The sequence below is a fragment of the Nannocystis bainbridge genome, from assembly GCF_028368995.1.
GTDB classification, from domain to species: domain Bacteria; phylum Myxococcota_A; class Polyangia; order Nannocystales; family Nannocystaceae; genus Nannocystis; species Nannocystis bainbridge.
Genome location: NZ_JAQNDL010000001.1, coordinates 394,415 through 410,315 on the forward strand (window position 1 = coordinate 394,415; position 15,901 = coordinate 410,315).

The 15,901-nt window shown below is 72.9% G+C and carries 13 protein-coding genes; 7 read left to right on the forward strand and 6 right to left on the reverse strand.

What is annotated here, in order from left to right:
• Positions 1 to 1,247 precede the first annotated feature (1,247 nt).
• The gene (locus tag POL25_RS01560; protein WP_272083981.1) at positions 1,248 to 2,549 is read left to right on the forward strand and encodes a citrate synthase; all 1,302 of its coding nucleotides are present in this window, start codon (positions 1,248 to 1,250) and stop codon (positions 2,547 to 2,549) included.
• A gap of 200 nt (positions 2,550 to 2,749) precedes the next feature.
• On the opposite strand, the gene POL25_RS01565 is transcribed toward POL25_RS01560, so the two are convergent.
• The 3 genes from POL25_RS01565 to POL25_RS01575 all read right to left on the reverse strand — a co-directional run bounded on the left by POL25_RS01565 (position 2,750) and on the right by POL25_RS01575 (position 4,513).
• On the reverse strand, positions 2,750 to 3,163 hold the full coding sequence (locus POL25_RS01565; protein ID WP_272083982.1) for a hypothetical protein: 414 nt from the start codon (positions 3,161 to 3,163) through the stop codon (positions 2,750 to 2,752).
• Positions 3,163 to 3,840 carry a class I SAM-dependent methyltransferase gene (locus POL25_RS01570; protein ID WP_272083983.1) on the reverse strand — a complete coding sequence of 226 codons (678 nt, stop codon included), beginning with the start codon at positions 3,838 to 3,840 and terminating at the stop codon, positions 3,163 to 3,165. The genes POL25_RS01565 and POL25_RS01570 overlap by 1 nt, the downstream gene beginning before the upstream one ends.
• Positions 3,841 to 3,928: 88 nt before the next feature.
• On the reverse strand, positions 3,929 to 4,513 hold the full coding sequence (locus POL25_RS01575; protein WP_272083984.1) for a Uma2 family endonuclease: 585 nt from the start codon (positions 4,511 to 4,513) through the stop codon (positions 3,929 to 3,931).
• Positions 4,514 to 4,584: 71 nt separating this feature from the next.
• Between POL25_RS01575 and POL25_RS01580 the strand changes: the two genes are divergently transcribed.
• Together POL25_RS01580 and POL25_RS01585 are read left to right on the forward strand one after the other, a co-directional pair.
• Positions 4,585 to 5,727, forward strand: a complete 1,143-nt coding sequence (locus tag POL25_RS01580) for an FG-GAP repeat domain-containing protein (RefSeq protein WP_272083985.1) — start codon at positions 4,585 to 4,587, stop codon at positions 5,725 to 5,727.
• 284 nt (positions 5,728 to 6,011) lie between these two features.
• Complete coding sequence (locus POL25_RS01585; RefSeq protein WP_272083986.1) at positions 6,012 to 6,422, forward strand: hypothetical protein; 411 nt, start codon at positions 6,012 to 6,014, stop codon at positions 6,420 to 6,422.
• Positions 6,423 to 6,491: 69 nt separating this feature from the next.
• Here the strand turns inward: POL25_RS01585 and POL25_RS01590 are convergent, their stop codons facing one another.
• Both POL25_RS01590 and truA read right to left on the reverse strand, forming a co-directional pair.
• The gene (locus tag POL25_RS01590) at positions 6,492 to 7,316 is read right to left on the reverse strand and encodes an SDR family NAD(P)-dependent oxidoreductase (RefSeq protein WP_272083987.1); all 825 of its coding nucleotides are present in this window, start codon (positions 7,314 to 7,316) and stop codon (positions 6,492 to 6,494) included.
• Between the two features lie 10 nt (positions 7,317 to 7,326).
• Positions 7,327 to 8,199 (reverse strand): tRNA pseudouridine(38-40) synthase TruA, encoded by an 873-nt coding sequence (gene truA, locus POL25_RS01595; RefSeq protein ID WP_272083988.1) that lies wholly within the window; start codon positions 8,197 to 8,199, stop codon positions 7,327 to 7,329.
• A gap of 112 nt (positions 8,200 to 8,311) precedes the next feature.
• On the opposite strand from truA, the gene pssA reads away from it, so the two are divergent.
• Positions 8,312 to 9,211: a CDP-diacylglycerol--serine O-phosphatidyltransferase gene (gene pssA, locus POL25_RS01600; RefSeq protein WP_272083989.1), complete on the forward strand. Its 900-nt coding sequence runs from the start codon at positions 8,312 to 8,314 to the stop codon at positions 9,209 to 9,211.
• 447 nt (positions 9,212 to 9,658) lie between these two features.
• Here pssA and POL25_RS01605 read toward each other — a convergent pair whose 3' ends face one another.
• Positions 9,659 to 10,261 carry a hypothetical protein gene (locus POL25_RS01605; protein ID WP_272083990.1) on the reverse strand — a complete coding sequence of 201 codons (603 nt, stop codon included), beginning with the start codon at positions 10,259 to 10,261 and terminating at the stop codon, positions 9,659 to 9,661.
• Between the two features lie 191 nt (positions 10,262 to 10,452).
• Between POL25_RS01605 and POL25_RS01610 the strand changes: the two genes are divergently transcribed.
• The 3 genes from POL25_RS01610 to POL25_RS01620 all read left to right on the forward strand — a co-directional run bounded on the left by POL25_RS01610 (position 10,453) and on the right by POL25_RS01620 (position 15,886).
• Positions 10,453 to 10,629, forward strand: coding sequence for a hypothetical protein (locus tag POL25_RS01610; protein WP_272083991.1), 177 nt, complete (start codon positions 10,453 to 10,455; stop codon positions 10,627 to 10,629).
• A 6-nt stretch (positions 10,630 to 10,635) separates the two neighbouring features.
• Positions 10,636 to 12,636: a YsnF/AvaK domain-containing protein gene (locus tag POL25_RS01615; protein ID WP_272083992.1), complete on the forward strand. Its 2,001-nt coding sequence runs from the start codon at positions 10,636 to 10,638 to the stop codon at positions 12,634 to 12,636.
• Between the two features lie 121 nt (positions 12,637 to 12,757).
• Entirely contained in the window at positions 12,758 to 15,886 is a 3,129-nt protein-coding gene (locus tag POL25_RS01620; RefSeq protein ID WP_272083993.1) for a glycosyltransferase family protein, read from the forward strand.
• The last annotated feature ends 15 nt before the right edge of the window (positions 15,887 to 15,901 follow it).

The following is a 15,901-nucleotide window of genomic DNA, read 5'->3' on the forward strand; positions in this document are numbered from 1 at the left end:
GACGCCTACTTCGCCAGCTACCCGGTCCGCGGCACCGACTTCGAGGTCGAGCTCGAGTTCGAGCCCGACGCCGTCGAGCGCACCCTCGCCCTCTACCTGGCCGATGGGACAGAATTGCTCGCCTGGGGCCGCAGCGTCCCGTTCGTGACCCTCGCGCCGCCCGGCGACCTGGCCGTGCTGATGGCCCGGCCCGGCGTCCTCTCCGTCTATCCCGGCGAGGTCGCCGAGCCCGACCCTGACCTCCTGGCCGTCCACGCGCCTGGCCGCGGCCTCGTCCTGATGAGCGGCTCCGGCGACCTCGCCCTGCTCAACGAGACCAGCTACGACATCGAGCTCGGCGCTCGCCTCTCGAACCCGCCCGAGCCTGGTGACGGCGCCTTCGTCGCCGACGCGCGCGGTCGCTTGTGGCGGGTCGGCGTCGCCGACGAGGTCGGCGCTGCCATGTACGATCCCGGCGACGACGTGTGGGCGGTCGCCACCGTCACCGGCGACGACATCGGCCCCCGGCCTGGCGCCGCCACCGTCGTCGGCGCCGCCCGCGATCGTCTCTACCTCGCCGGCGGCGGCGATCACACCGACCTCGTCGCGCTCTCGCTCGAGCCTGATGACAAAGGCGTCATCACCCTCGCGCCGGTGGCCGCGCTCGACGGCCCGCGCAGCGGGGCCCGTCTCCTCGGCATGCGGCGCGGCGACGACGAGATCGTGCTGCTGGTCGGCGGCGCCGGGGCCGACGCATCGGTCGTCTATTTCCCCGAGGGTGGCCACGCATTCGGGCCTGTCGGCGACTGGACGAACATCCAGTGCATCCGCCTCGACGCCGACGAAGATGACGAAAAAGCAACCGTTCGCCTGCTCTGCCTCGGCGGTCTGCGCGGCGGACAGCCCACCGGCGACGCGCTCCTGCTGCACGTGCCGCCGGCGATCGAGGCCACCGAAGTCGAGGAGCGGCCGGCCTTCCTCAGCGCCCCGCTCGCAGATCCCCGGCTCTTCGCGGATGATCTGGCCGTGTACGCTCAGGGCGCCGCCCAGTGGTGGCGGGTCGATCGCAAGGACTTCGCCGTCGAGCTCACCGACACCACGGCGACCCGCGTGAACGGCGGCCATTCCATCACCCTGGCGACCGGTGTTACCTTCCTGGTTGGCGGCCGAGACCTGGACGATCGCGCTGTCGATCGCTGGTGGATCTTCGCTCCCAGCTTGGCTCCCATGTAGCCGTCCCTGCAGGCGGCGTCTCCCGGAGGCTCTCCATGGCCGACACTCTGACGATCACCGACAACCGAACCGGCAAGACCTACGAAGTCGACATCAAGGACGGAACGATCCGCGCCGACGCGCTGCGCAAGATCAAGACGTCCGACGACGACTTCGGCCTGATGACCTACGACCCGGCCTTCATGAACACCGCGTCGTGCCGGTCCGCGATCACCTTGATCGACGGCGACAAGGGCATCCTGCGCTACCGCGGCTACGCCATCGAGGACCTGGCCGAGCAGTCGTCCTACCTCGAAGTCGCGTTCCTCCTGCTCCACGGCGAGCTGCCCAACGAGGCTCAGCTGCGCAAGTGGTCCCACGAGGTCACGCACCACACCTTCGTCCACGAGTTCCTGCGCAAGTCGATGGAGGGCTTCCGCTTCGACGCCCACCCGATGGGCAAGCTGGTCAGCATGCTGGGCGCGCTGTCCACCTTCTACCCCGAGGCGAAGAAGGTCCGCGACGACAAGACCCGGCGCGAGCAGATCGTCCGCATCATCGCCAAGATGCCGACGCTGTCGGCCTGGGCGTTCCGCCACAGCGTCGGCCGGCCGTACGTCTACCCGGACAACGAGCTGTCGTACTGCGGCAACTTCCTCAACATGATCTTCCGGATGGCCGAGCCGCGGTTCGAGCCGCACCCGGTGCTCGAGCGGGCGCTCGACATCCTGTTCATCCTCCACGCCGATCACGAGCAGAACTGCTCGGCCAACGCCGCCCGCGCCGTCGGTTCGGCCGAGACCGACCCGTACTGCAGCCTCGCCGCCGCCTCGGCGGCCCTCTACGGCCCGCTCCACGGCGGCGCCAACGAGGCCGTGCTGCACATGCTCAAGCAGATCGGCAGCGTCAGCGCCGTGCCGGAGTTCATCGCCGGCGTGAAGAACGGCAGCGGCCGCCTGATGGGCTTCGGCCACCGCGTCTACAAGAACTACGACCCGCGGGCCAAGGTCATCAAGAAGCTCGCGCACGAGGTCTTCGAGGTCACGGGCAAGAACCCGCTCCTCGAGATCGCCCTCGAGCTCGAGAAGATCGCGCTCAGCGACGACTACTTCGTCAAGCGCAAGCTCTACCCGAACGTCGACTTCTACTCGGGCATGATCTACCAGGCCATGGGCTTCCCGGTCGAGATGTTCCCGGTCCTGTTCGCCATCCCGCGCGCCTCCGGCTGGCTGGCCCAGTGGCAAGAGATGCTGCAGGACCCCGAGCAGAAGATCGCCCGGCCGCGCCAGATCTACACCGGCGCCGACCTCCGCCCCTACGTGCCGATGAGCAATCGCGCCACCAAGCCGGCGACCTGATCGCCAGCCGCTGAGTATCGCCGAAGGGCCCCGCCGCACCGCGCCGGGGCCCTTTCTGCGTCCGCCCGCCGGCACCGCGGGCTCGCTTCATCCCACTGGCGAACGAGTTCCGCAGGCGGGAGAGCGCCCCAAAGCCTGTCCTATCGGACATGTACTCAAGAACATTCGCCCATCGCTCGAGACTCTGTGCGAGCCCCCTGTCAGGGGTGCGACTCGCAGGCGAACTCGATCGTGATGAACGCTCCGCCGGTGCGGCGATCGATCTGCGACGCGATCGTCCCCCAGTCCAGCTTCGTCACCGGACCCAGCCCGAACGCCTCGTGCAGCCAGAGATCGTTGCCGCGCTTGTCGGCCGTCAGCGTCGCGTCCGTCACCTCGTCCCACGACGCCGCCCCGCCTGCCGGTGCCAGCCGGACCACGCGTAGCGCCTCCTCGACGAAACCCACGTGCGCGTAGAACACTCGGCCCTGCACCGCGCTCGGCCCGAGCTGGTAGGTCCGATGCGGCGGGTTGCCCGTCACCAGGCGCGCCGACGGGTGCATTTCGAGGAACCGCGCCCGCGTCGTGCGGGCGTCGATCGCTCCTTCTGCGAATCCGATCGTCCCGTCGCGCATCAGCCTCGCCGCGCCAGGAAGTAGGCCCGCTGGCTCGCGAACTCGCGCGGCGAGCTCGGCCCGCGCTCGAGCTTCGCCGCGATCGTGAAGCCCACCGCCTCGAGCCCGGCGCTCACCTCGTCCGCGGCGATGAAGTGCCCGTCGACGCCGACGCGCTTGCCCCACCACTCTTCAAGGCGGCGCATCGACCCGGCGGGGAATCCCGCGGCCGACGTGTGCACCGACAGCAGCAGCGCCCCGCCCGGCCGCACCACCCGGGCCATCTCCGCGTACGCCTTCGCCCGCGCCGCCGCCTCGAGGTGGATCACCGAATAGATCGCCACTGCTCCTGCGAGCGACGCATCGCCGAACGGCAGCGCCAGCAGCGACGCGCGCACGAACTCGAGGCCGGGCACGCCTGCGTGACGGCGCTGGGCCTCGGCGATCATCTGCGCCGAAAGATCGACGCCGACCACCGACAGCCCGAGCTCCGTCAGCAAGCGCGCCTCGAACCCGGGCCCGCAGCCGAGGTCCGCGACCTTCGCCGCGCGCCCGACCGTCTCCGCGAACGCCGTGATCAACGCCCGGTCGACGATCTTCTCCGCCAGGTCGTCGGCGAACTCGGCGGCGTATTGCTGCGCGACCGCGTCGTAGGTCGCCTCGATGTCCGCCTCGCCACGATCCGCGGTGCCCGTCATCGCCACCGTCTCTCGTTACCACGTTCGCGGCGCACCGTCTGGCCACGCCTGGCGGTTCCCATCACCCGCCTCGCCATGAGGATGCGCGTCAGTCCTCGGATGCCTCGGGCGGCTCGGGCATGAACAGGTCGGCGAGCACCAGCTCGATCGCCTCGAACGGTGGCACGCGAGCGACAGCGCTGCGGTCGTATGTCCCCGTCAGCACCCAGCGCCCACGCTCGAGCGCGAACGCCTCGAGCACGCCGGCGACCGGATCGATCAGCCAGTAGAACGGCACGCCATGCCTGGCATACAGCTCTCGCTTGACCACGCGGTCGCGTCGCACGCCGTGGGGCGACAGCACCTCGCAGATCCAGTCGGGCACCACGTCGATGGGCCGCTGGCCCCAGGGCGACGGCAACCTTTCGCGCCGCCATCCGACCACATCGGGGCGGACCACGTCATGGTCCGTGAACCTGACATCGATCTCGACCACGATCCACCACCCGCCCGGCCCCCCGCGCCCGCGGTCGAACGGCCCGCGCAGCCCGTCCACGATCCCGCTCTGCGCGTAGCTGTGCTCGAACAGCCCGCTCGGCTGGGTCACCAGCTCGCCGCCGAGGATCTCCGCCTTCACGTCCTCGGGCGTGGCGAGCAGCTCCGCGTAGGTGGCGAGCTTCGGCGCGGCGGTCATGTTCGCCAGCATACACCATCCTCCAGGACCCGCGCGCTTGCCCGCCCGCGCGCGCCTGATAGCCTGCAGGGGTGGCACAACGGCTCGTCGTCCTCGCCCTCGGCGCCGCGTTCGCAACGACCGGCTGCAGCGACGACTGCGGCGACAGCGAGTACCACGACGCCGAGATCTGTTTTAAGGAACATGTCCTCGAGGTCCAGTCCGAGGCCGCCAGTCCCCTCGCCTTGCGCGCGGCCGACTTCGACGGCGACGGCCTCGACGACCTCCTTATCGTCGGCGCCGCTGCCGGCACCATCACCACCGACTTGCGGCGCGGCGACGGCGACGGCGGCCTCGGCGAGCCGCGCGACGTCGGCGTCGCCGGCTGCAGCGCCTATCCAGTGGTCGGCGACCTCGACCTCGACGGCGCCGCCGACCTCCTGTTCCCCAGCTGCGACGGCGGCGTGTTCGTCTACCGGGCCGACGGCGCCGGCGGCTTCGCGGCGCCCGTCGAGGTCCCTGTCGGCCTCAAGATCCGCACCACCGCCGTCACCGACGTCGACGGCGACGGCCGCCGCGACCTGCTTGTCCTCGGGGACATGTCCGAAAAGCCAGCCATCAGCCTCGTCCGGGCCGACGCCGCTGGCGGCTTCGCCCCGCCGGAGGTCCAGCCCCTGTTCGTGCCCGGCCTCGAAGACCTCGATCCTGGCGGCTTCGTCGCCGGTCGCCTGCGCCGCGACGGCCCGGTCGAGCTTGTCCTCGCCGAGTGGGACCGCAGCGACGGCCTCGCGCGCGCCACCATCACCGCCGGCGCCATCGGGCCGTTCGTCGCCATGACCACCGGCCTGCGCCCCGGCGCCCTCCACCTGCGCGACCTCGACGACGACGACATCCTCGACGTCCTCGTCCTCGACACCGCCCCGGTCGCCCTCGCCCCGCTGCTCGGGCCCGACCTGTCCGAAGGGCCACGTACCGCCCTCGGCTCGCGCCCCGGCCCGATCGCCCTCGCCCACCTCGACGGCGACGGCAGCCTCGACGCCGTGCTGTTCCACGGCGACCGCCTCGGCCTGTGGCGCGGCGTCGGCGACGGTCGCTTCACCGCCGCGATCCAGCTCGAGTTCTCGACCGACGTCGTCGAGGTCGTGCTGCCCGATCTCAACGCCGATGGCCGGGCCGACATCGTCGCCGGCCTGTTCCCCGACGGCGGCCTCGCCATCCGCCTCAGCGGCCCCTGACCCACCAGCCCGCCGGACGACCGCCTGCACTGCAGCGCCCCGCGAGCAGCGTTCCAGGCGTTCGTGGTCGCCGCCCCGCACGCCTCGGTGCCCGGAGCCCACGCGTTCCGTTCGACCGCTCCGCTCGCCGCGCCCGTCCGGCGCGCCGCGCCCGGCCCTCCCGCCTCCGTCGCCGCGACCCTGCCTCTCCCGCGCCGGATCGGCTCGCTGCACCGCCTGGGCTCGCTCGCCGGCCGCCCGCTAATTTCGCCCCTCGGTGCGCCGCTGATACCCTTCGCGGCGCCATGCCCCCCACCAGCACCCCCCGCAACTACGAGTTCTCGGGCCCGGAGAACATCATCATCCGCCAGTTGGTCGACGCCATGCGGTTCGTCGCCGCGGCCTCGCTGGCGGTGGGCGCCTTTGTCCTGATCCTCGGGATCGCCGGCCTCGTCACCCAGGGCCGCGCCGCCATCGGCCCCGCGCTCGGCGACTTCGCCGAGGCCGTCGTGTTCGTGCTGATCGGCCTGTGGCTGCAGCGGGCCGTCGACGCCTTCAGCCGCGTCATCGACACCAGCGGCGACGACATCACCCACCTGCTCGACGCCCTGCGCGAGCTGACCCGCGTGTTCTCGCTGCAGCGCACCGTCCTGGTCCTGGCCGCGATCGTCATCGTCATGGCGATCGGTATCCACGGCGTGCTCTCGCTCGGCTGAGCGTTCGGACATGCCCCCGGGGACATGCCCCCGGGGACATGCCCGCCGGGGCATGTCCTCCGGGACACCCTAGCGGCGGGCGAACCGGCTGAAGTAGCGCGGCACCAGCTTCTGGTAGAACCGCTCCGGCGCCAGCCGCTTGAGCCGCCACAGCCACGACCCGTCGGCGTGGGGCAGCGCGTAGAGGGTCCCGGCGGCGGCGGCGTCGAGGGCGAAGCGGGCCACCTCGGGCGCCTGCATCTTGGCCCGGTCCATCAGCTTCGACGCCGCCCGCGAGGCCCCGTTCTCGCCGTGGTGGCGGCCGGCGTCGATGATGCGGGTGCGGAAGAACGTCGGGCACAGCACCGTCACGCCGATGTTGGCCGGCGCCAGCTCGGCGGCCATCGTCTCCGACAGCGCCACCACGCCGGCCTTCGTCACGTTGTAGGGCGCCATCATCGGCGTGCACAGCAGGCCCGCCGACGAGGCGACGTTGATCACGTGGCCGCCGCCCTGCGCCCGCATGTGCGGCACGAACTGCTCGCAGCCGTAGATCACGCCCCACAGGTTGACGCCCATGATCCACTCCCAGTCGGCCTGCGGGATGGCGTCGACCGGTCCGCTGGTGGCCACGCCGGCGTTGTTGATCAGCAGATCGACCCCGCCGAGCAGCGACGCCGCCGACGACGCCAGCTCGGCCACCGCCGACCGCTGGGCCACGTCGCACGCCAGCGCGTGGACCCGGGAGCCGAGCTTCTCGACCATCGACGCCGTCTCCTGCGCGCCCGCGAGGTCGATGTCGGCGGCCACGATCCGGGCGTTGCGCCGCGCCAGCTCGAGACAAAGCGCGCGGCCGAGGCCACCACCCGCGCCGGTGACCACCGCGCGCACCGGCTTGTCGAAGGAGAGCGTCATGCGCGGCACGCTACACCAGATCGGCGGGCGGCTGCGGCGGGTCGTCCGGAGGGCGCGCGCGCGTCTGCCAGTCGTCTGGCGGCCACGGCTCGGGCCAGTGGACCTCGACCAGCGTCAGCCCCTGCGGCGGCGCGGTGCGCCCGGACCGGCTGCGATCGGGCCGCGCCAGCAGCTCGGCGATCTGCGCCGGCGGCCGACGCCCGAGCCCGACCTCGACCAGCGTGCCGACCATGATGCGCACCATGTTCTGCAAGAACGCCTCGCCGCGGACCGTGACCGTGACGACCGCCGGCACGTCGCGCGCGGCCACCGTGCTGAGCGCCGCCGGCTCCTCCGCCGCCGCCGCCGCCACCTCGACCGCCAGCATCTTCCGCACCGTCGTCGGCGCCTGACACATGCTGGCGCGGAAGCCGGCGAAATCGTGCTCGCCGACGAACGCCGCCGCCGCCGCCTGCATCGCCGCCACGTCGAGCGGGCGGGTCAAGTGCCACTCGCCGCGATCGGTGGTCGGCACGCGATGCGGCGTGCAGCGGATCCGGTAGCGGTAGGTCTTGCCGTCGTTGAAGAACCGCGGGTCGACCGCGCGGCCGTCGGGCAGCTCGCACGCCCACGCGCCCAGGACCCCGACGTCGCGCGGCAGCTTGCTCGTGAGTCCCAACACCACGCCGCGCGCGGGGATCGGGAGCGTGGGCTCGAACCCCACCAGCTGGCCCAGCGCATGAACGCCGGCGTCGGTGCGGCTGGCGGCCCGCGTCCGCGTCGGCCCGCGATACAGCTCCGACAGCGCCGCCTCGAGCGCGCCCTGCACCGTCCGGATGCCCTCCTGGCGGGCAAATCCGTGGAAATCGGTGCCGTCGTAGGCGACCCGCAGGAGCAGCGTCATGAGCGCGGCCGACCATCGACCGCGCCCGCCGACCTGTCAACCAAAGTCCGCAATCTGCCGACAAAGCAGCGCCCCGCGCGCGATTTCTTGCTACCCTCCGAGGCCCCCGGCGATGGACTTCCGCAAGACCTATTTCCTGCTGCCGAACCTGTTCACCCTCACCGGCCTGTTCTGCGGTTTCTACGCGATCTCCGTGTGCGCAAGGCTGAGCGACGAGGGTGGGGGCAGCGACGCGCTCTACAAGGCCTCGCTGGCGATCATGCTCGGCCTGTTCTTCGACGCGGCCGACGGCCGGATCGCCCGCCTCACCCGCACGCAGTCGGAGCTCGGCCTCCACCTCGACAGCCTGAGCGACCTCGTCACTTTCGGCGTCGCCCCCGGGCTCGTCATCTACCGCTGGGGCCTCGAGGGCTTCGGCCGCGCGGGCCTCTTCATCGCCTTCCTGTTCGTCGCCGGCGGGGCGTTCCGCCTGGCCCGCTTCAACGTGCTGTCGCTGCGCGCCATCGACGAGAAGCCCGGCAAGTACATGCTCGGCCTGCCGATCCCGGTGGCGGCGACGGTGCTGATCTCGACGGTGATGGCGTTCCACGCGATCGGCATCAACCAGACGACAAACCACATCCTGGTGGCGAGCCTGGTGATCGTGCTGTCGTACTTGATGATCAGCCGGGTCCGCTTCCGCTCGATGAAGGACCTGAAGATGACGAAGCGGACCACGGCGGTGGTCGGCCTGCTGCTGGCCAGCGGGGTGCTGGTGGCAGTGCGGATCTCGCGGCCGGCGGTTCTTATCCTGCTGGTGGGCTGCTACATCACGCTGGGCCTCATCGAGGAGATGTATCTGCTGCGCAAGGGCCGGGTGGAGCGCCTGCGAGCTGCCCGCGCGCTGGCGCTGGCGCCGGCGCCGACCGAGGAGGTGGCGAGCGAGTCCGAGGTGCTGGCCGAGCTCGGCATCGATGACGACGCGAGCGCACGCGCGGCTTCGCCGGTCGAGGGCGCCATCTCGTCGGTCTGACCTTTCGGCCAGCTCCGCGCTGAGCTCGCGCGGCGTTGGCTCGCTCGGGGGTTCGGCGTCCGGGGTCCTGGGGGCGCTTGCTTCGCGAATTGCCGACTGCGCCTCGCTGGGGGCCCGAGGAAGGGTCGCCCGCGAGTTCAGCGCCTGGTGAGCGCTCGTACCTCGCGCTCACCCTGTCTCGTATTCGCGGGCGACCCTTCCTCGGACCCCCGGCACGGCTGCCGCCGTGAGAGGCCGACCCGCCGCCCGGGCTTCGCTGCAGGCTGTCCCTCGGGGCAGATCGTCGGGCGCCCGTTCGACGGCCAGGTCTGGCCGCCGAACGGACGCCTCTTCACGTCCTCGAGCGGCGTGCCCGCTCCCGCGGCGAGCCTCCCGGCGGCTCCGACGAGCACGTCCAAGCAGGCGAATCGCTTAGCGGTCAGCTGTCCTTACGGACAGACTCATTGCTCAGCTGTCCTTCCGGACAGCCGCAGTAGTCAAACCCGTTCGACCCGATCCTCGTCCGACCCGCAGTCCGATCGCCAGCAGCAGCGCGTAGAGCAGCAGCTCGAGCAGCTCCTGCGCCGCGCGCTCCCACGCCGCTGACATGTTGCCGGCCACGAACAGCCCCGCGATCGCCACGAACGCCCACCGCTCGTCGCGGCTCGGTGCGAGTCCGCCGAGCCACCGCCGCGGGGCCGCGAAGTAGCCGATCAGCGGCAGCGCGAACAGCAGGTACGACGACCCGCGGGCGGCGTTGTGCATGTTGCGGTGGCCGAACGCCCCGGCCATGCGCTCGCCGATGGTCGTCCAGCCGTACACGCTGCCCCAGTCGACCTCCTCGACCAGCACCAGCGCCAGGAACCCCGCCATCGCCAGCGCCACCGCTCGCCTGTCCGCCCGCCGGCCCGCCAGCGCCCACGCCACCACCGCCGCCGCCAGTACCGCGTGCGACGCGTGCTCCGCCGGGCCCTCCTTCGCCAGCAGCGCGGCGGTCCACGCCGGGCTCGTCAGGGCCGCCGTCACGGCCACGGCCGCGATCGTCAGCGCCGTGATCGTCCGCGGGAGCACGACCGGAGCATAGAGGATCTCGAGGCGGCTGGGCCTGGTCCTCGCGGCGCCGTCGCGTTCGAAGTCGCCGCGGAGGTTCGCGCACCCGCTCGCTGGCGCCCCGTCGCGACCGGGCCCACAAGCAAGGCGATTTCCCACCCGGGCCGCGGACCACGCGCCGCAGCGGCCCGGTTGGCAGCGAGGCAAGCACGATGCGCAAGCTCGGCACCCCACCTCCGTCCAGCGCCCTGCTGCTCGAGCGACGGACCCTGCACCTCACCTACGAGCGTCCGCCCGCCCGCGTGCCGTGGCTGACCCCCGTCGTCATCCCCGCGATGGTGGTGCTGCTGGTCGCCACCGTCCTTATCTACGTGTTCGCCGCGCAGTGATCGACAATGACGACCCCGCCGAAAAGACCTGTCCCCGAGGACAGCGAAGCGACGAGCCCCGCCGGCCCGCCGTCTTCGCCTGTCCCGGAGGACAGCCTAAGCGCGGTCGTCGCGGAGGACAGCCTCGGCGCGGTGGTCCCCCGCGCGCACGGACCCGAGGCGCCGCCGCCACCTGTCCCCGAGGCCAGTCGCGCGAGCCCCTCTTCGTCATCACCTGTCCCCGAGGACAGCCACGGCGCCGCGCTGCCCTCATCACATGTCCCCGAGGACAGCCCACGCGAGGCTCCCGCGGAGGCCCGTGCGGCCGCTCCCGACGCGCCATCTGTCCCCGAGGACAGCCCCGCTTCGCCTCGCGAGATCGTCATCCCTCGGCTCGAGGAGCGGCTGAGCGTCGGCGCTCGCGTGCGCGAGCAGGGCCGCGTGCGCGTCGACAAGACCGTCGACGCCCGCGACCAGCAGGTCGAGCTCGCCAGCGTCGAGGAGCACGTGGTCAGCTGGCGGGTCCCGATCGGTCGCCCGGTCGAGGCCCCGGCGCCGGTCCGCCGCGAGGGCGACACCTTGATCCTGCCGGTCCACGAGGAGGTCGTGGTCGTGCAGAAGCAACTCGTCCTCCGCGAGGAGCTGCACATCCGCGTGCATCGCGTGCCCCTCCACGAGCAGCAGACGCTGCGGCTCCGCGCCGAGGCGATCTCTGTCACCCACAACCGAACCACCCCAGGAGAAGCCGCCATGAAAACCGTCATCGGTCTGTTCGACGATTTTACCGACGCGCAGGCCGTCGTCACCGCCCTGCTCAAGCGCAACATCGATCGCGCGGACGTGAGCGTCGTCGCCAACAACCTCGAGAACATCCCGATCAACCTCGACAAAGATCCGTCCGAGGGGCGCCACGAGGCGATGGCCGAGAGCGCCAAGACCGGCGCCGGCACCGGCGCGATCGTCGGCACCGGCGTCGGCGGTGTGCTCGGCTTCCTCGCCGGCATCGGCTCGATCTTCATCCCCGGCGTCGGCCCGATCGTCGCCGCCGGCCCGCTGCTCGCGGCCCTCACCGGCGCCGGCGTCGGGGCTGCCGCCGGCGCCGCGCTCGGCGGCCTCGTCGGCGCGCTGACCCAGGCCGGCGTGCCCGAGCACGACGCCCACTTCTACGCCGAGGCCGTGCGCCGCGGCGGCACCCTCGTGCTCGTGCAGTCCGCGGACGAGCGCGCCTCCGACGTCGCCTCGATGATGAGCGGCGCGGGCGCGGTCGACGTCGATCGCCGCCGCGAACACTTCCACGCCACCGGCTACAAGGGCTACGAGCCGACGACCAAGCCGTACACGATGGAGCAGGTGTCGCGCGAGCGTCAGACCTACCGCGCCCAGCCGGCCGCCACCGGGGCGACCATGCGGACGCAGCAACCGGCGCCCTCGCAGGGTCAGCGGCCGACCGAGGCGTCGGGCACGATCGGCGCCAAGGGCACGACCGGCGCGGCGCAGAAGATGGAGCAGCCGCACTTCAAGGACGCCTCGATGGAGATGAAGGTCGTCGAGGAGGACCTGCTGGTCGGCAAGCGCGTCGTCGAACACGGCCGCGTCCGCGTCTACGCGCGGGTCACCGAGCGCCCGGTCGAGGAGCAGGTCAGCCTGCGCGAGGAGCACGTGACGGTGAAGCGCCGGCCCGTCGACCGCCCGGCCACCGGCGAGGACATGGGCGCCTTCCGCGAGTCCTCCATGGAGATGACCGAGTACGCCGAGGAGGCCGTGGTCGCCAAGGAGGCGCGCGTGGTCGAGGAGGTCGTGGTCGGCCGCGAGGTCGAGACGCGCACCGAGACCGTGCGCGACAAGGTGCGGCGCACCGACGTCGAGGTCGTCGAGGAGCCGACGCCGGCCACGACGGTCTCGACCACGCCGATGCACAAGGTCGCCGGCACCGCCCAGCCCGCCCAGCCCGCCCAGCCCGCCGCCACCAACCGGCCGATGCCGCCGCCGCCGCCGCAGGGGCAGAAGCGACGCGCCTCCGGCAGTTGAACCGCTTACCCGCGAGGGTTTCGGCGATAGGCCGGGCCCTCGCCGGACATGCCCGTAAGAACATGTCCGCTCCCGCCGCGTCCCGCCAGGGACGCGGATTTTTTCGCTATCCTCGCGCGCGGTGCCGCCCGTGATCGCCTTCGCCGCCGTGCTCGTCGCGTTCGCGCGGCGCTGGCACGTGCGCTGCGGCCCGCTCGCCTGCGCCGAGTCGCTCGCCCTCGTCGCCGCCGTCGCGCTCGGCGGGCTCGGCCTGCTCGCCGCGCTGCTGGCCGTCGCCGGCATCTTCTCGGCCCCGTCGTTCTCGTTCACCGCGTTCGCCCTGGCGGTCCTCGCCTGGCCTTGGGGACAGCGAGCGCCCGCGCGCCGCACCGCCCGCGACCTGCCGCGCGCCGCCGGCCTGCTCGCGCTGCTGCTCGTCGCCGCCGCCCTGCGCTGGCCGCCGATCCCCGCCGACCTCGGCGGCCGCGATCAGGGCACCTACGTGCTCCGCGCCCGCCACACCCTGCGCACCGGCCGGACCGGCCACACCGACCCGGTCCTCGCCCGCGCCGGCGCCGAGGCCGAGCTGCGACCTGGCCCCGGGGACATCCTCGGCCTCTACCACGCCGATCGCAGCCCCGCCCGCGTCGGCCGCTACGAGGGCGCCTATCGCCCCGGCTTTTACCTCACCCGCCGCGACGACGGCGAGGTCGTGCCGCAGTTCCTGCACCTCCACCCGTCGCTGCTGGCGCTGTTCGGCCTGGTCTTTGGGCCATGGTCGATGGGACTGGTCGCACCGCTCGCCGGCGTGCTCTCGGCGCTCGCGCTGTGGGCCCTCGGCGAGCGCCTGTGGCCGCGCGCCGGCGCCTCGTGGCTGGCCGCCGGCCTGTTCACGCTGTCGCCGATCGCCGTGTGGACCGCCCGCACCCCGCTCACCGAGTCACTCACCGGCCTGCTGCTGCTCGCCGCCGCCCTCGCGGTCGCCCGCGGCCTCGCATCACGCGACCCCCCCCGCGAAGCTGCCGACGCCAGCAGCGGCTCACGCACCTCCCTCCCCACGTCGGCCGCCCGCAGCTCCGATCCCGCCGCCAGCTCCGTCCCCGACGCCGCACCGCGCTCCGACCCCGCGCACGGCCTCGAGCTCACCGCCGCCCTGCTGCTCGGCCTCGCCGGCTTCGTGCGCGGCAACCTGTGGCTGTCCGCCCCGGCCCTGCTCGCCGTCCTGTGGCTGCGCCCCGGACCTGGCCCTCGCCGCATGTCCGCGCCGACCTTGCTGCTCGGTCTGCTGCTCGCCAGCCTCGCGCTCCACCTCGCCACCGGGTACCCGTACCTTCACGACGAGTTCAAGCGCCAGCTCGGCCCCGTCGCCGCGCTCTCGGCCGGCGGCGCCCTCGTCCTCGGCGCCGTGGCGATCGCCATCTACCTCGCCCTCGACGCCGCCCTCGATCGCCTCCGCGGCCGCGTGCGCCGGCTCCCGCTCGTGCTCGCCGTGCTCGCCGCCCTCGGCGCTCTCGCCTGGCTGCTCCTGCGCGCCCCCGGCCCGCCGTGGAGCCGCCTCGACCCGGCGCTGCCGCTGCTCGGTGTCCCGCTCCTGCTCGCCGCCGGCCTCGGCCTGGTCGTGTTCGCCCGCCTGCGCCCCGTCGCCACCACGCCGATCGTCTGGCTGCTCGCGCTCGCCACCCTCCCCGTCACCGCCCTCGCCCTCTACGCCCAGCGCAACCTGCCCCAGGTCGGCCTCTACTACTACGGCCGCTACCTCGTGCCCGAGCTGCTGCCGGCCGCCTGCCTGCTGGCCGCACTCGCGCTCATGCATGTCCATCGGGCCATGTCCCGAAGGACCGGTCTCTCGCGACATGCGCGAAAGGTCAGCCTCGTCCTCGGCCTCGGCCTGCTGGTCGCCCAGGCCCTGCCTTACCTGCGCCACCCGGCCACCCGCCTGCAGGAGTTCGCCGGCGCCGAGCGGCTGATCGACGACCTCGCCGCCGAGCTGCCCGAGCGCGCCGTCGTGCTCGCCGGCGGCGAGGGCTGGCACCACGTCCACGTGTTCAGCCAGCTGGGCGGCGCGCTCGCCTTCGGCCACGGCCGCACCGTCCTGCCCTACCGCAGCCGCGAGGCCGCCTACGCCGCGCTTCACGAGCTCCTCGTCGCCGGGCCCGCCGCCAGCGGCGACGATCCGCCGCCCGTCTACCTCCTGCTGGGCGAGGCCACCCACCCGCTGCGCCTGCCCGGCCAGGCCGCCCCGCTCGCGCTCGTCGACGACCTCCTGCCGCCGCCGTTCGTCGCCCGTCCTGTCGCCTTCGCCGAGCTCTACCTCGACCGCCTCACCCCCGTCGATGACCGGCTCCCCGACCGCGTCACCCGCACCGACCTGCGCGTCGGCCTGCTCGAGGTCCGCGTCGACCCGGCCCGGCGCGCCGCCGTCCGCAGCTGGCGGATCGACGCCGGCCGCGCCGTCGGACCTGGCCCTTTGAACCTGTCCTCTTATTACTTGCCCGACGGACAGACCTGCCTCGACCTCGAGCACCCGCTGGTCCTCGACCTCCCGCCCGGCGACGGCCCCGGCTCGCTCGTGCTCGTCGCCCAGCCCGGCGGCGACACCCCCGCCTGGCGGATCGTCGTCGACGGTCAGCCCGTCGCCCTCGATCCGCCTGGCCCCGGCCCCGCGCGCGCCCGCGACACTCTCGGCCCGATCGCCTTCGCTGCGCCCCCGCGCCGCGTCGAGCTGTGGGGCAGCCCCCGCCCGCGCGACGACCTCGCCTGCCCTCACGGCGGTCTCGCCGAGGTCCGCCTGCTCGGCCCCGATCGCGGCCCCGACGAACCCACCCCGGCCTGGGCCCGCACCTACAGCCCGCCGCACGACCTCGGCCACCGCGTCACCCCGGCCCGCTTCGCCCCCGGCCGGGCCCTCACGCGCCTGCGCTCCGGCCTGGACCGCGCCCGCGAGCTCGACGGCCCCTCGCTGGTGGTCCGCGCCGGCGACCCGCTGACCTTCCCCATCGAACATGTCCCGAGCGCCAGCTCGATCAGCCTCGCCGTGACCCTCCGCGGCACTCGCCTGAGCCCGTCCGGCCGCGTGCGCGTGCTCGCCGACGACGCGCTGCTGCTCGAGCTCGACCCCCCCGACGAGCAGCCCGGCGTGTGGCACTCGCCGCCGACGAGCGTCGCCCTGCCTGGCCCGGCCCCGCGGCTGCGGGTGGAAGTCCACGATCCCGAGCGCCCCGACGCCCACGTCGCCGTCCGCGACCTGGTGCTGTTCGCCACGCCCGACTGAACATCGTTACCTGTC

Excerpts from the sequence above, each read along its gene's own strand:
- POL25_RS01560 (WP_272083981.1), top strand. The coding sequence starts at position 1,248 with ATGGCCGACACTCTGACGATCACCGACAACCGAACCGGCAAGACCTAC.
- POL25_RS01565 (WP_272083982.1), bottom strand. The coding sequence starts at position 3,163 with ATGCGCGACGGGACGATCGGATTCGCAGAAGGAGCGATCGACGCCCGC.
- POL25_RS01570 (WP_272083983.1), bottom strand. The coding sequence starts at position 3,840 with ATGACGGGCACCGCGGATCGTGGCGAGGCGGACATCGAGGCGACCTAC.
- POL25_RS01575 (WP_272083984.1), bottom strand. The coding sequence starts at position 4,513 with ATGACCGCCGCGCCGAAGCTCGCCACCTACGCGGAGCTGCTCGCCACG.
- POL25_RS01585 (WP_272083986.1), top strand. The coding sequence starts at position 6,012 with ATGCCCCCCACCAGCACCCCCCGCAACTACGAGTTCTCGGGCCCGGAG.
- POL25_RS01590 (WP_272083987.1), bottom strand. The coding sequence starts at position 7,316 with ATGACGCTCTCCTTCGACAAGCCGGTGCGCGCGGTGGTCACCGGCGCG.
- truA (WP_272083988.1), bottom strand. The coding sequence starts at position 8,199 with ATGACGCTGCTCCTGCGGGTCGCCTACGACGGCACCGATTTCCACGGA.
- pssA (WP_272083989.1), top strand. The coding sequence starts at position 8,312 with ATGGACTTCCGCAAGACCTATTTCCTGCTGCCGAACCTGTTCACCCTC.
- POL25_RS01610 (WP_272083991.1), top strand. The coding sequence starts at position 10,453 with ATGCGCAAGCTCGGCACCCCACCTCCGTCCAGCGCCCTGCTGCTCGAG.
- POL25_RS01615 (WP_272083992.1), top strand. The coding sequence starts at position 10,636 with ATGACGACCCCGCCGAAAAGACCTGTCCCCGAGGACAGCGAAGCGACG.